This window comes from Faecalicatena contorta, assembly GCF_022835095.1.
Classification (GTDB): Bacteria; Bacillota; Clostridia; order Lachnospirales; family Lachnospiraceae; genus Faecalicatena; species Faecalicatena contorta.
This window is the reverse complement of the sequence record NZ_BQNQ01000001.1, coordinates 2,277,003-2,292,143: the sequence shown is the minus strand read 5'-3', so window position 1 is coordinate 2,292,143 and position 15,141 is coordinate 2,277,003. Positions and strand designations below refer to the sequence as shown.

At 49.3% G+C, this 15,141-nt stretch carries 14 protein-coding genes; 1 reads left to right on the top strand and 13 read right to left on the bottom strand.

Translation table 11 applies throughout. The features are described from left to right. Positions 1-6: 6 nt before the first annotated feature. The 10 genes from MWG26_RS10230 to MWG26_RS10185 all read right to left on the bottom strand — a co-directional run bounded on the left by MWG26_RS10230 (position 7) and on the right by MWG26_RS10185 (position 10,203). Positions 7-759, bottom strand: coding sequence for an MBL fold metallo-hydrolase (locus tag MWG26_RS10230; RefSeq protein WP_025657652.1), 753 nt, complete (start codon positions 757-759; stop codon positions 7-9). Then, entirely contained in the window at positions 756-1,220 is a 465-nt protein-coding gene (locus MWG26_RS10225; protein ID WP_025657653.1) for a MogA/MoaB family molybdenum cofactor biosynthesis protein, read from the bottom strand. Before MWG26_RS10225 ends, MWG26_RS10230 begins: the two co-directional genes overlap by 4 nt. A gap of 182 nt (positions 1,221-1,402) precedes the next feature. Next, positions 1,403-2,680 carry an amidohydrolase gene (locus tag MWG26_RS10220; protein WP_025657654.1) on the bottom strand — a complete coding sequence of 426 codons (1,278 nt, stop codon included), beginning with the start codon at positions 2,678-2,680 and terminating at the stop codon, positions 1,403-1,405. A gap of 68 nt (positions 2,681-2,748) precedes the next feature. Next, the gene (locus MWG26_RS10215; protein WP_025657655.1) at positions 2,749-3,570 is read right to left on the bottom strand and encodes a purine-nucleoside phosphorylase; all 822 of its coding nucleotides are present in this window, start codon (positions 3,568-3,570) and stop codon (positions 2,749-2,751) included. Between the two features lie 488 nt (positions 3,571-4,058). Beyond that, positions 4,059-4,214, bottom strand: coding sequence for a hypothetical protein (locus MWG26_RS10210; protein WP_153917498.1), 156 nt, complete (start codon positions 4,212-4,214; stop codon positions 4,059-4,061). Continuing rightward, complete coding sequence (gene spoIVA / locus MWG26_RS10205; protein WP_025657656.1) at positions 4,195-5,667, bottom strand: stage IV sporulation protein A; 1,473 nt, start codon at positions 5,665-5,667, stop codon at positions 4,195-4,197. The genes MWG26_RS10210 and spoIVA overlap by 20 nt, the downstream gene beginning before the upstream one ends. A gap of 169 nt (positions 5,668-5,836) precedes the next feature. Further along, positions 5,837-6,856, bottom strand: coding sequence for an NAD(P)H-dependent glycerol-3-phosphate dehydrogenase (locus tag MWG26_RS10200; RefSeq protein ID WP_025657658.1), 1,020 nt, complete (start codon positions 6,854-6,856; stop codon positions 5,837-5,839). A gap of 25 nt (positions 6,857-6,881) precedes the next feature. Beyond that, on the bottom strand, positions 6,882-7,526 hold the full coding sequence (plsY, locus tag MWG26_RS10195) for a glycerol-3-phosphate 1-O-acyltransferase PlsY (RefSeq protein WP_025657659.1): 645 nt from the start codon (positions 7,524-7,526) through the stop codon (positions 6,882-6,884). Positions 7,527-7,528: 2 nt separating this feature from the next. Next, positions 7,529-8,857 (bottom strand): ribosome biogenesis GTPase Der, encoded by a 1,329-nt coding sequence (gene der / locus MWG26_RS10190; protein WP_025657660.1) that lies wholly within the window; start codon positions 8,855-8,857, stop codon positions 7,529-7,531. A 32-nt stretch (positions 8,858-8,889) separates the two neighbouring features. After that, positions 8,890-10,203, bottom strand: coding sequence for a DUF512 domain-containing protein (locus tag MWG26_RS10185; RefSeq protein WP_117440652.1), 1,314 nt, complete (start codon positions 10,201-10,203; stop codon positions 8,890-8,892). A gap of 326 nt (positions 10,204-10,529) precedes the next feature. Between MWG26_RS10185 and MWG26_RS10180 the strand changes: the two genes are divergently transcribed. Then, complete coding sequence (locus tag MWG26_RS10180) at positions 10,530-11,705, top strand: ribose-phosphate pyrophosphokinase (RefSeq protein ID WP_025657661.1); 1,176 nt, start codon at positions 10,530-10,532, stop codon at positions 11,703-11,705. Positions 11,706-12,251: 546 nt separating this feature from the next. On the opposite strand, the gene MWG26_RS10175 is transcribed toward MWG26_RS10180, so the two are convergent. The 3 genes from MWG26_RS10175 to ftsY all read right to left on the bottom strand — a co-directional run bounded on the left by MWG26_RS10175 (position 12,252) and on the right by ftsY (position 15,113). Beyond that, positions 12,252-12,749, bottom strand: a complete 498-nt coding sequence (locus MWG26_RS10175; protein WP_025657663.1) for a DUF1653 domain-containing protein — start codon at positions 12,747-12,749, stop codon at positions 12,252-12,254. Positions 12,750-12,927: 178 nt separating this feature from the next. Beyond that, positions 12,928-14,142 (bottom strand): threonine ammonia-lyase, encoded by a 1,215-nt coding sequence (gene ilvA, locus MWG26_RS10170; RefSeq protein ID WP_025657664.1) that lies wholly within the window; start codon positions 14,140-14,142, stop codon positions 12,928-12,930. A gap of 20 nt (positions 14,143-14,162) precedes the next feature. Next, positions 14,163-15,113 (bottom strand): signal recognition particle-docking protein FtsY, encoded by a 951-nt coding sequence (gene ftsY / locus MWG26_RS10165; RefSeq protein WP_025657665.1) that lies wholly within the window; start codon positions 15,111-15,113, stop codon positions 14,163-14,165. Positions 15,114-15,141 lie beyond the last annotated feature (28 nt).

Genomic DNA, 15,141 nt, shown 5'->3' with positions numbered 1-15,141 from the left:
CTGCCTTTATTTCGAAGGCTTCTCCTGCTGCATAGTATTCCTGACACTTCCCTTAGAGGACTTCTGCCTGCCTTTTTCCAGTTCAAACACCTGTCCTTCTTTTTCAATCCGGTATATTTTATCTGCATATTCCTCTGTATTCTTTTCCAGCGCAAGACGGTCAAATATCCCGTAATTGCCCCAGAAGTGCATGGCAAATACAGCCCGGGTCTCTGTACGTTTCATAAAGCAGTCCAGTCCCCAATAATACTGCTCTCCAAGCCTGGGGTCAACAGGCACAAACGCCACATCAATCTTAACACCATGCAGTTTATTAATCTCATGCTGATAGTTCCGCCGCATCATGGTATTGTAAGCCTTACTTTCTTCCTCCCAATGCCACCAGTTAAGATCTCCTGCATGATATAGAATGCTCCCGTCATACTCCACCAGAAATGCAACGCCTTCATCCGTAGAACGAAGCGTACGTATCTTGCAGCCATCCACAGTCCGCTCTTCATTAGGGCCTATATACATGACATCCCCGTCCCCATCGGGCTCTACATCGTTGGACAGGATAAAGTATACATCCGGCAGATACTCCCGCAGTTTAAAAATATCTTTTTTAAAATGATCGTAGTGGGCATGACTGACAAAAACATAAAACTTTTTCCCTGTATTCAGCTCTGGCAGATCTCCTTTGTAATAATCGAACAATAAATATGCTGTATCCAGCTCTACAAGAAATCCACTGTGGCTTAAATATGTAATCCGTATCATAAACTCAGCATCTCCACAACATGTACTAATTCCGGCAGAATGTACTCCAGGCTCTCCTTCGCCGACTTTGCCCCCTCCGGCAGATTTACCATCAGGGTATGGTTCCGGATCCCCGCCGCAGAGCGGTCCAGAATCGCTTTTTTCGAATAACGTATATTATAAGCGCGGATCGCCTCCGGAATTCCCGGAAGAAGCCTCTCTGAAACTTCTATCACCACGTCCGGCGCACAATCTCTTTTCCGTATTCCCGTTGCCCCGGTAGTCAAAATCAACTCCACTGCCCCCGTATCTGCCAGCCTCCTCAATACTGCCAGCGCCACCTTCTTATCCTCCGGCAGGACTCCCGACGCCTTCACCTCAAATCCCACCTGCTCCAACATGCGTTTCAATGCAGTCGCTGCGGCGCTGTCCTTTTTTGCTTTATATAAGCCTGTATTTAACGTAAAAATTGCTGCTTTCATCTATTAGTACTCCTTTCCATAGGGGTCTGACCCCTTTGCTGTCTGTTTTCTGAATATTCGCAAAATAAAGAGAATGGTTTTTACCATTCTCTTTATTATACGTGCATTTCTTCTGTTAAGCAACATTTTTTCCTTTGTTATTTCTCGTCATCTCTTAACATACGCCATCAATTATCTGATAATTACCCCAAAATGCGCCGTGCAGATTCGTTTGCCCTTGCAAATATTTCTTCTTTTGTTGAGTCCAGGTAATATTTCCCATCTTCGTAAAGTACTTTTCCCGCTACCATCGTAAGCTTCACATTCTGTTTACTTCCGCTATAGACCAGATTCTTCTCCAGATTCTGGATCGGCTGCATGTTTGGCTGCTGAAGGTCAATGAGGATCAGATCGGCCTTTTTTCCTTCTGCTATGATATCACACTCCGGCAGTCCCATCGCATGTGCACCGTTTACTGTAGCCATCTTCAGAACCTCCAGGGCAGGAACAACTTCCGCATCATCACAGAGCACCTTTTGAAGCCCCGTTGTAAGGAACATTTCACGGAACATATCTAAGCAGTTATTGCTTGCCGGCCCATCCGTACCTATTGCTACCGGAATCTCCATGTCCAGATACCGTTTTACCGGTGCAATGCCGCTTGCCAGTTTCAAATTGGATGCAGGGTTCGTTACGATATAAAGCCCACGCTCTTTAACAATGTCAAAATCAGCGTCATCGAGATGTACGCCATGGAACAAACCGCCGCCGTGCGCAAACAACCCCAGCGAATCCATATAGGCCACAGGCGTCATGCCTGTCCTGCTGCGGCAGTCCTCCACTTCTCTTTTCGTCTCTGAACAATGTACATAAACCGGAATCTTGTACTTTTCGGAAAGCCCTGCCAGCCCCTCCATCATCTCCCGCCCAGTCGTATACTCCGCATGAAATCCCAACTGATAGGAAACCAGCCTGTCCGGATCCTGATTATATCGCTTATAGTCAGCCTCTACCTCTTCCAGTGTCCCGCCGAAATCATTGATGCTCTCACAAATCACTGTCCTGAATCCCGTATCTACTGCCGCGCGTTCTCCAGCCGGCTTATTGATATACATATCAAAAATAGAAGTAATACCGCTGGTCAGATATTCCATAATTGCCAGCTTATTAAGCCAGTAAATATCTTCGCCTGTCAGCTTGGCCTCTGCCGGAAATACCCTGGTGTTCAGCCATTCATCCAGCTTCATATCGTCCGCATGTGAACGCAAAAATGTCATGGCAGAATGCGTATGTGCATTCTTAAAACCGGGCATCAGAAGATTCCCCTGACCGTCAATTTCCCTGTCCCATGTTTCCTTCGCATCCATAACAACCGGGCCTGCATAGGCAATCTTATCTCCCTTAACCCAGACCTCTCCTCTGAAAATGCCTTTTCCTGCTTCCATCGTCAGGATTCTCACATTATAAATTCGAATATTCATATCCTTATCCCTCTTATCTAAAATTTTTCCATCCAATATCTACTTTTCTCCGCTTCACGGACACCACCTTATACTTTTTCGATCACCTTCGTTACCAGCCGTTCAAACTCCTCGGAACGCTTGTCCGCCACAGCCTGCACATCCAGATGGCTCAGTTCTTCCCCTGTAATGCCACAGGCCATATTGGAAATACAGGAAATTCCACACACCCGCACACCGGCATGGCGCGCAGTAATCGCTTCGCAGGCAGTGCTCATACCGACCGCATCTGCCCCTATAGCCGCAAACATCCTGATCTCAGCAGGACTCTCAAAATTCGGTCCCGAAGACTGCACATAAACCCCTTCCTGAATCTGTATCTTCTCCTCTTCGGCCGTCTTCCGGATGACTTCCATCAGCTCCACATCGTAAATGTGTGTCATATCCGGGAAGCGGGTTCCCAGCTCCGCTACATTCTCACCGATCAGAGGCGAAGGAACAAAATTCGAAATTTGATCCGTAATCATCATAAAATCCCCTACATGGAAGGACCGGTTGATCCCGCCTGACGCATTCGTCAGAAACAAAACCTCAATCCCCATCAACTTCATCAGCCTGACAGGAAGCACAACATCTTCGATCGAATACCCTTCATAGTAGTGCACCCGTCCCTTCATAACAACAACCGGCACCGTCCCGATATATCCCAGCAGGAACCTCCCGTCATGCCCCTCCACCGTGGACACCGGGAATCCCGGGATATCGCCGTACGGAATCTCACACTCCACCTGCATATTTCTGGCATAATTGCCCAGTCCGGAGCCAAGAATCAATCCCACACGCGGCTTAAATGCTGTTACGGACTGATAGTATTCATAACACTTCATCACCTTTTCAAATTGTCTGCTCATAACGACTCTCCTCATCATTAATCCAAAATAAATACCTGAAAATATTATACCCCGTCCCTCCAAATCCCACAAGAGGAACTTTTGGGGAGCTGGACGGCGGAGAAGGAGGTACGCCAGCGGGGAGAGGGACTTCCGAAGAGCAGGGGAACAAGAAGGGGCCCGATCTGGATGCTGTCCATTTGCTAAGAACGGCTAAATGGACATCCTGCCGGATGTTGAGGCATCAGAGGCATTCACTGCATAATCTTGATGATTATGCAGCTCAGGCCTCTTTGAAATCGGCTTTGTAAGCCGATTTCAGCCTCAACATCTGGCAGAATTTCCATTAAGCCGTTCTAACGCGCATTCTATGCATCCAGATCGGGCCCCTTCTTGTTCCCCTGCCCTTCGGAAGTCCCTCTCCCCGCTGGCTATGTGCTTCAAGGCGCGGGGTTAGCTCCCCGGGTGGTAATTCCGACGGTAGCAGCGGATTGAGCTGGATATGCGGGTCATAATACCTCCAGCCAGAATACTGCTGTCCGCATATCCAGCTCGATAACGTCCCCAGCCAGCCCGATCCACCGCCTCATGCCCCACGAGGCGGGAAAACAGCGGCCCCCTTCCTCCACTAACCTCTCCCAGCCATCATATGATAATGCAGACAAGTCCTCCGTTGCTGTCGTTGACTATTTTCTGCATGGTATCCTGCAGTTTTGCCTGGCTTTCGTCGTTGATCATGGTGATTTTGTTACGCATTCCGTCCATGACCAGTTCTTCGATCGATTTTCCGAAGATGTTGGTTCCCCATACGCCCTCGGGGGTCTCGCTTTCTGCTTTGATGTATTCTACCAGATCCTGGGCCTGTTTTTCATTTCCTACAATCGGCGCAATCTCTGTCTCTATGTTGGCTCTTATCATATGGATCGATGGTGCTTCTGAGTGGATCTTCACTCCGTACTTATTGCCCTGCTTGATGATCTGCGGCTCATCCAGTGCAATTTCCTCTTTCTTCGGGCTGACCACCCCGTATCCCTTCATTTTAACGTCAGCAAATGCATCTTTGATCTGCGTGTACTCTTCTTTCATGGCAGCCAGTTCTTTCATGGCCGAGATCAGTTCATACTCGCCCTTGATGTCTGTGCCTGTCAGCTCGCTGAGTACCTCATAATAATATTGTTCTGCAAAGCCAATCCGTATCTTGACCCTTCCGGTATCCATCTCGATCTTTTCTACATTCACCTGGTCTATGTAGGGGCTATCCGTCTGCGGGGCTTTGCTGGCCGCACTGCGGATATCTTTCATCTCTCCCATAACAGACTTTACATTCTGAAGCAGATCTGCCTTGATCCTGTGTTCTCTTGAAAGCATTTCCACCCATTTGGGAATGTAGAACTCCACTTCTGCTATTGGGAACTCGTACAGCACCTGGCGCATAATGTTGTGGATATCCTCTGTCCGAAGCTGCTCACAGTTGGCAGGCAGCACAGATACCCCGTATTTTTCCTCCAGCTCTTCCTTCAGTGCTTTCGCCTCATCTGTATAAGGCTTCTGCGTATTCAGCAATATGATAAATGGTTTGCCGATCGATTGGAGCTCCTTAATTGTCTTTTCTTCTGCCGCTATGTAATTTTCTCTCGGAAGATCACCGATGCTCCCGTCCGTTGTAACCACAATACCGATCGTCGCATGATCGTGGATTACTTTCTGCGTGCCTATGGCTGCCGCTTTGGTAAATGGAATCTCATACTCAAACCAGGGTGTCTTCACCTGTCTCTCTGTATCATTTTCAATATGCCCTGAGGCTCCGTCTACCATATACCCCACACAGTCGATCAGACGGATCTTAACTTCCACGTCGTCCGACAGCTTGATGGCAGCCGCTTCCTTCGGTACAAATTTGGGTTCCGTAGTCATGATTGTGGTGCCGGACGCGGACTGGGGCAGTTCATCCTTTGTCCTTTCTCTTGCATGTTCATCTGTCATATTGGGGAGTACAAGTAAATCCATAAAACGTTTAATAAAGGTTGACTTGCCTGTCCGAACCGGACCAACCACTCCAATATAAATCTCTCCGTTTGTTCTAGCTTTCATGTCTTTGTATAACTGAAATGAATCCATAAAAATACCCCCTTGTTCTGCTGATACCAATTTATGCGCAGATAAGGGGGTTTATGCATCTTTCTTTTTTTACATGCCAAAATTTCTCCGCAGGCGCCACGCCCCGGTTTCGTCTTTCCACTTCCGGTCTGTCCCGCTTCCTGACTGTGCAGCATCCGGACCAAACGGCTTATTTGTCGTCCGGCCACGGCAGAGCCAAATGCTCACTTTTCTGTTCCCGCAGCATCAGTTCGTCTACCGCCTCCGCAGGGTTCTTACCCTCAAATAGTACCGCATTAACCTGCGTCACGATCGGAAGCGGCACATCATATTCAATGGCGAGCTTTGCGGCTGCTTTAGCGGAATACACACCTTCCACGACCATCTTTACTTCTTCCATTGCCTCTTCCATGGTTCTTCCCTGCCCGATCAGATACCCCGCCTTTCTGTTGCGGCTGTGCACGCTGGCACAGGTCACGATCAGGTCACCGATCCCGGTCAGCCCGGTAAATGTCTCGATCTTGCCGCCCATCTTCACGCCCAGCCTTGCAATTTCCGCAATGCCTCTCGTAATCAGGGCTGCCTTTGTATTATCCCCATAGCCCAGTCCGTCAGCAATACCGGCCGCTAACGCTATGACATTCTTTAAGGAACCACCCAGCTCAATCCCCAGGATATCCGGGCTCGTGTAGACACGGAAGACACGGCTCATAAACATGGACTGGAGATACTCCGCAGTCTTCCTGCTCTTTGCGCCGATCACACAGGTCGTCGGCAGCTTCCTGCCCACTTCCTCCGCATGGCTCGGACCGGACAACACCGCCACATCCGCCTGCGGAATCTCCTGCTCAATCTGCTGAGAAAGCGTCATCAGCGTAGTTTCCTCAATTCCCTTGGCAACATCCACAATGATCTGCCCCTCTTTTACGTACGGGCTCATCTTCTTTGCCGTAGCCCTTGTAAACGGGGACGGCACCGCCAACACCAGGAAGTCTTTTCCTTCGATTGTCCCTTTCAGTTCATTTGTAACCACCAGATTCTCCGGCAGCTTTACGCCCGGAAGCTTCGCTGCATGCTCCCGCTTTTCGGTCAGCATCTTTACTTCCTCTCTGTCGATTGACCACACGGTAACCTGATGCCCGTTCTCGCAGAGCAGAACCGACAGCGCGGTCCCCCAGCTGCCAGCTCCTAATACACCTACATTTGCCATAATGCTCCTCCCTTTTTCAAATCTATTATTTTGCTTCTTTTTTCTTGCCTGAACCAAATCTGTTCTCCGTACCGGAAAGCAGCCGGCCGATATTTGCTTTATGCCTGTACCATGCAAGTATTGTGAGCAAAAGTACTAATATATACAGCTCATATGTATAAGGGGCAGCCATATGGAATTCACCCAGGTGCCCGAATAGTAGTATCTCGAGAAAAAACAGTGAAGATGCAAGTAGTGAGCCCAACGACACGTATCTTGTAAAAACAGCCGCGATCAGGAACCCCGCAAGCGGAATCGGCACCAGCAGCGGATCCGTCGAAACAACCAGCCCAGCCAGCACGGCAATCCCTTTCCCGCCTTTAAAGCGCAGATAAAATGGAAAATTGTGGCCCAGGGTAGCCCCCAGCCCGGCATACATCGCTAAGAGAGGAAGATACTCGCTCCCCCTGTAAATATAGCGGACAATAAAAATCGCTGCCACACATTTCACCACATCCCCGGCGAATGTCAGAAGCCCGGCTTTCCAACCCATGACACGTACCGCGTTGGTGGAGCCGGCGTTGCCGCTTCCCTCTTTTCTGATGTCGATATGATTGATCTTCCCCACAAGATAGCCTGTCTGCAGAAGCCCGCAGACATATCCTATGCAAAGGCAGATAATACGTTCCATAACTATTGCTCCTTTTCTTTTCTCTCCCTGACGAAGAATTTCAGCGATGTTCCCCGGAAACCAAATGCCTCTCTGATCTTATTCTCCAGATATCTGGTATAAGAAAAATGCATTAATTCTTTATCATTTACAAATATAACAAATGTCGGCGGCTTTACGGACACCTGCGTGATATAATACAGCTTCAGCCTCTTCCCCTTGTCCGACGGCGGCTGCTGCATAGCCACCGCTTCCGCCATGATCTCATTGAGAACTCCTGTCGCCACTCTCAGAGTCTGGTTTTCAATAACGATGTCAATCATCTCATAGAGCTTGTTCAGACGCTGCCCGGTCTCTGCGGAAACATACATAATCTCCGCGTAAGACAGGTAGGATAACACCTGGCGGATCTTATTGTCGTATTCGCGCATCGTCTTATCATTTTTCTCTATAGCATCCCATTTATTTACAACGATAATAATCCCTTTTCCGCGTTCGTGGGCAATCCCTGCAATCTTCGCATCCTGCTCCGTCACGCCCTCTGCGGCATCAATGACCACCAGTACCACATCGGCACGCTCCACTGCGGTAACTGTCCGGATAATGCTGTAGCGCTCCAGCTCTTCCTTGATCCGGCTCTTTCTGCGCAGCCCCGCCGTGTCAATAAAAATATACTCCTTGCCGTCATGAAGAATCTCGGTATCAATGGCATCCCTTGTGGTGCCCGCCACGTCAGAAACGATCACCCGGTTCTCGCCCAAAAGTTTATTAATAATAGAAGATTTCCCGACATTCGGCTTGCCCACAATGGCAATCCTGGGCCTGTCATCCTCTTCCTCTTCCCCCGAGCCTTCCGGGAAATGTGCCGCAACTTCATCCAGCATATCTCCCAGCCCCAGCCTGGAAGCGGCTGAAATCGGAACCGGATCACCGATTCCCAGATTATAGAATTCGTATACATCCGGCATAAATTTATCAAAATTATCGACTTTATTTACAACAAGGATCACTGGTTTTGCCGACCTGCGCAGCATGTCCGCCACTTTAGAATCGGAGTCTACCAAACCCTGTTTCACATCTGTTATAAAGATAATGACATCCGCCGTGTCAATGGCGATCTGTGCCTGCTCCCGCATCTGTGACAGAATCACATCCTTACTGTCCGGTTCAATTCCTCCGGTGTCAATTAAAGTGAACTCCCGGTCCAGCCAGCTCACATCCGCATAGATACGGTCCCTGGTGACACCAGGCGTATCCTTTACAATTGAAATCATCTCGCCTGCCAGAGCATTAAACAATGTAGATTTTCCAACATTCGGCCTTCCTACAATCGCTACTACTGGTTTACTCATATTTATCTGCTACCTTTCTCGTCTTCAAATTATCAGTTTCGGCCCAGAACTGCGTCAATCAAATCCTGCCCGCTTGATTTTACAATATCTACCGGCACTTGTAAAGCCTTCTCCACATCCTCCACAGTAAAATCATCCAGAAATATGTCCTCGCCGGTCCTTAACATATTGCAGGGGATCAGCAGAGCATCGCCAAGCTCTCTGCCTTTAAGCTGAGCGGCCAGATCCTGCCCGGTGATTAGCCCGGATACCGTAATCAGTTCGCCGAAAAAGTCATTCCTCACCTCATAGAGGTGCAGGGTTATATTAGGAAACTTCTCTTTTAGTCTGCCCAGCATACGCTCCAAATAGGGGTAAGCAAGCCGCCCGGTTGCAAATGACAGCTCTCTCTTCCTGACGTCCCCTTTGATGTGCTCCAGCCCTGCCCCGAATTCATCCATCAGCAGGCGCAGCATACCCACGCCGTTCTCCAGCTGTAGATAACCGTCGTATCTTTCCTCCCGGGGCAGTTCCTCCCCGGCCAGGATATACCACTCATCCCCTGCATGGATGAAATGAATCCCATGAACCTCATATATCTGATCCTGCCACTTATGGATAACCCTGAGGACTTCCTTTGCATCCTCCTTCGTAAATGGCTCCAGAGGATACAGACCGTCCCGAAACTTCGTCAGGCCCACGGGCACCACGGATACACTTCTGAGATATGGCAGATATCCGGTCAGATCACGGATGCTTCTTTCCAGCTCTTCCCCGTCATTCACGCCCTTGCAGAGTACAATCTGCCCGTTCATCTCAATTCCTCCCTGATACAGGATATCCACTTTCTTCAGGGCATCGCCTGCAAAACGGTTATGCAGCATCTTACAGCGCAGTTCGGGATTGGTTGTATGGAATGAGATGTTGATCGGTTCCAAATGGTACTTCACAATCCGCTCCACGTCATGATCACTCATATTTGTCAGGGTAATATAATTCCCCTGCAGAAAGGAAAGCCTCGAATCATCGTCCTTAAAATACAGCGTTTCTCTCATTCCTGCGGGCATCTGGTCTATAAAGCAGAACATGCATTTATTTCTGCAGGAACGGTACTCGTCCATCAGGCTCTGCCCGAACTCCAGTCCCAGTCCTTCGTCCTCGTCCTTTTCTATCTCCAGCTCCCACTGTTCTCCGTTGGATTTCTCTATCAATAATACTATATTTTCATCGTCAACGTAGTAGTGATAATCAAATACATCCTCTATCGTATTGCCGTTAATGGCCAGGAGCCTGTCCCCGGGCTCGATCCCCATCTCTTCCCCAATGCTTCCAGGATGTACGGTACTCACTATATGCTCATGTTTCATCTTCTATCTCCTCAAAGTCCTGAATAGACTTGCCCAGTCCGCTTTTCATAATGTTACTGTTCACAGCCGCAGGCCGCGCATAGTAACGGCATCTGGCTCATTTAAAGTCGCCTACAGCGAGGGGCAGATGCCCAGAGACCATCACTACTTCGTCTCCGATGCCGTGCAGCGAGGTGCACGGCACGGTTTGAACAGTAACCTCATTATATCATAATTCGCGGTTTGCGCAAGCTGTGCTTGAATTTCAGCATAAAAAATGATATAACCATATATAGATAACCGGCTGGATTCCAGCCCGTCAAATTCGTCAAACATAGGAGAAAATCATGTCAAATATTGAATTATTAGAAAAAACGCTTCCCGTCGCCCCCCTCAAGCTAGCGGCCATGGAAAGCTGTGAAAAGCTGGGGAAAAAGGTCAATGACTACATCGTATCCTTCCGAGAAAATACGATCTGCGAAGTAAAATCCTCCTCCCCCCTCTATGTGAACTATGAATCCCGCAACTATCTCGTGGACTGCTGTTGTCCCCGTTTTGGCTCCGGTGAGGCGAAGGGGGTCTTGAAGGAGACAATCCGCGGCACGGATCTGTTTATCATGACCGATGTATGCAACTACAGCCTTACGTACACGGTCAACGGACATATCAATCACATGTCTCCGGACGATCATTTCCAGGATCTCAAAAGGATCATTTCCGCCGCTACAGGCAAGGCAAAGCGGATCAATGTCATCATGCCTTTTATGTATGAGAGCCGCCAGCATAAGAGGACGAAAAGAGAGTCCCTGGACTGTGCTATTGCCCTGGAAGAACTGACCGCCATGGGCGTCACCAATATCGTGACCTTTGACGCGCATGATCCCAGGGTTCAGAATGCAATCCCACTGAAAGGGTTCGACAGCTTCAATCCGCCCTATCAGTTTATGAAGGCATTATTCCGTTCAGTGCCAGACTTACGGGTAGATAAGGAGCATCTAATGATCATCAGCCCTGACGAGGGAGCCATGCACCGCGCAGTCTACTTCTCCAACATACTAGGCGTAGAGATGGGTATGTTCTACAAGCGCCGCGACTATTCCACTGTAATCAACGGCAAGAACCCCATCGTGGCCCACGAATTCCTCGGCGACGATGTAACAGGAAAAGACGTCATCGTCGTAGACGACATGATTTCCTCCGGTGAAAGCATGCTGGATGTAGCCAAACAGCTAAAAGACCGCCACGCAGCCAGAGTCTTCGTCTGCACCACATTCGGCCTCTTCACGGACGGCTTCGAAAAATTCGACGAATACTACGAAAAAGGATACATTGACCGGGTAATCACAACAAACCTCACCTATCTGCCGCCGATTGTAAAAGAAAAACCCTACTTCGTAAAAGCAGATATGAGCAAATTCCTGGCACTCATCATAGATTCATTGAATCACGACACCTCCATCGGATCCGTACTGAATCCAACCGACAAAATCCACGCACTCCTCGAAAAAAAGCGCAGGGGGTAGAAGGGGGAAGTGGTGTCGACTCACGAGGCCGTCTCAGAGAAGGGGAAGGTGTTTTCGGGGACGGGAATGTGGGGGAAGCATTTCTATACAGAAAAAGAAGGATGAATCAAGGCACCGGGGACATTCGGGGAAAATTCGATAATTTTCCCCTGCAGGTCCCCTTGAAATCATAGCCTGTAGCTATGATTTCAGCCTGATTCATCCTTCTTTTTCTGTAAAGAAATGCTAACCCCCACATTCACGCCCCCGAAAACACCTTCCCCTTCTCTGAGACTACTCACATCCAACCGGAACATCCCCCTCCGGAGGTGCCCGCGACGGAATGCAGCGGATGTGTACCGGCGGATGCATATCTATATACCTAATGACAGTGTAAATAATGTCTCCAAACCAGTCAGCCAAGATCCACCGCCCCCGAAAAAGGGTGCGTCGGCTTCAGGATAAGGCATTCCGGCGGGAATGTCCAGCGTCAGTCCTGCTGTGCCGGTGCGGGGGCTGGCCGGCACAGCAGGACTGACGCGTCCCCATACCAGCCACATTCTCGCCTTATCTAAGCCTCCCCGTCTCGTACTTGATTTTCATTCTCAGGCAGTTGATGACTCCCTCATACTGCTGTTCGGGTGTTTTTCCTGATTCTGTATATCCCAGGCTTTCTGCCGCTGTACTGAGGAAGTGCTGGTTCAGCTCTGTCCTGTGGCGCTGGAGGAACTTGAGTTTTTCTTCATTGGACTCCAGATCCAGGAAGCGGATGATCAGGGGAACTTCTTCTTGTACCGGCTCCTCTTCAGATAACGTCTCCCCAGGCTTTACAAAACCAGTCAGTTCGAAGCGGTATTCCTGGGGGGCATCCGGATATTTTTCATGGTCCACCGGACTTAGGAACATATCCAGAGGGCGTGCATAGATGCCGAGTCCGCCGTAGAGGGCTTCATATACCACCAGCTCTTCGGCTGTTTCCGTGTGCACTGCCATGTGCAGTACTTTGTAGCGTTTTCCTTTAAAATGTGTGTATATTTCTCCCTCTCTTGGTCTTTTGCGGCTCATATGAAACACTCCTTTTCTACTCTTTATTTCCAGTAGTAAGGACTACTGGTTCTTGGGCCTTACATTCCGCGGGACAAAAGCTGTGCGTACGAAAATCGGGCCTGCTGTTTAACAAAACTGCCGGCAAATCAATTTACATTCATCTGCCGGCCGCTGCTATTTCAATATCACTTTTTCTTTAGTATAATTTTGCGCTGATCAGTTTCGGGCGAAAGCCTTTTTTCTCAAGGGCATTCAGTATCTTATGTTTGTGTTCTGTGCCGAAAGCCTCCATTGTTATACGAAGTTCTACCGCTGCGTTTCTGTTTGTGCTTACAAACTGGTTGTGCTCCAGCTTGATCACATTGCCCTGCTCGTCCGCAATTGTAGCGGCCACACTCACCAGCTCACCCGGCTTGTCCGGAAGCAGTACGGATACGGAGAAGATACGGTCTCTCTGGATCAGGCCGTGCTGTACGATGGAAGACATGGTTATGACATCCATGTTGCCGCCGCTCAGGATGCAGACAACCTTTTTGCCCTTGCACTCGAGCTGTTTTAATGCCGCAACAGAGAGAAGCCCGGAATTCTCCACAATCATTTTATGGTTCTCTACCATATCCAGAAAGGCGCCGATCAGCTCGTCGTCCTCAACCAAAAGGATGTCGTCTACATTTTCCTGTACATATGGCAGATTCTGAACTCCGACGGCTTTCACCGCAGTGCCGTCAGCTATTGTGTTGGCGCTCTCCAGTTCCACCACTTCCCCGGCCTGGAGAGCCGCCGTCATGCTGGCTGCCTCCGCAGGTTCCACACCGATCACTTTGATCTTCGGATTCAGCATTTTTGCCAGCGTAGCCACTCCGGATATGAGACCGCCTCCCCCTATGGGGACGAGGATATAGTCTACCGTCGGCAGTTCCTGGACGATCTCCATGGCAATGGTTCCCTGGCCGGTTGCAACGTCCAGGTCGTCAAAGGGATGGACGAAGGTATAGCCGTGCTTTTCGGCGAGCTCTAAGGCATAGGCGCAGGCATCGTCATATACATCCCCGTAAAGAATGACCTCGGCCCCGTAACTCTTTGTACGGTTAACTTTGATCAGAGGTGTAACTGTCGGCATGACAATTGTTGCCTTGCATCCATATTTTTTTGCGGCGTAGGCAACTCCCTGGGCATGGTTGCCGGCGGATGCGGTAATCAGACCTTTCTGCCTGGCTTCCTCAGACAGAGTGCTGATCTTGTAGTAGGCGCCCCGGAGCTTATATGCACCGGTGTGCTGCATATTTTCGGGCTTCAGATATACCTTGCCACCGCTCGCCTCGCTCAGATAATCGCTGTATATCAGCTTGGTCTGGTTTGTTACCTGTTTTACGATTTCGCTTGCTTCTTCAAACTTCTCTAATGTTAACATTTTACCCCTTCTTTCTTAGGCTATTCCCCGCTGTTCTCTTCTTTTGAGTCACTGTAGAATAGCGCGTTTACAAATTCATCCGCATCAAATTTCTGTAAATCATCTATGGTCTCGCCCACACCGATATATTTAACGGGGATTCCCAGCTCCGCCTGGATCGCCACTGCAATTCCGCCTTTTGCAGTTCCGTCCATCTTAGTTAGTATGACTCCTGTAATATCGGATACTTCGTTGAATTCTTTTGCCTGTGACAGTGCATTCTGCCCTGTGGTGGCATCCAGAACAACCAGCGTTTCTTTATGTGCCTCCGGATACTCTCTGTCGATCACCCGGTTGATCTTTTTCAGCTCCTCCATCAGGTTTTTCTTGTTGTGGAGGCGTCCCGCCGTATCACACAGCAGGATATCGGCCTTCCTTGCCCTTGCTGCCGCCACTGCGTCAAAGACTATGGATGCGGGATCTGCGCCCTCCTGGCCGCCTATCATCTCTACCTGTGCCCTGTTCGCCCACTCCTTCAGCTGCTCTCCCGCTGCCGCCCGAAATGTATCCGCAGCCGCCAGTATTACTTTCTTGTGCTGCTCACGGAACTTGCCAGCCAGCTTTCCAATTGTGGTTGTCTTGCCGACCCCATTCACTCCAATCACGAATACGACCGAGATGCGGTTCTCGAATTCGTAGGCAGTCTCCCCCACATTCATCTGCTCCTTGATGCTCTCAATGAGCAGCTCCCTGCACTCGATTGGTTCTTTGATATGCTTTTCCTTCACTTTTGCTTTCAAGTCTTCCATGATCTCCATGGTCGTGTGGACACCCAGATCTCCCATGATCAGTGTCTCTTCCAGCTCTTCGTAAAAATCATCGTCTATTTTTGAAAAGCCATGGAAAATGCTGTCCATACCGGAGACGATATTATCTCTTGTTTTGGTCAGGCCGGATACCAGCCGTTTAAAAAAGCCCTGCTTTTCCTCCATTTTCTTCTCCCTCGCTATCTTTTTTTAA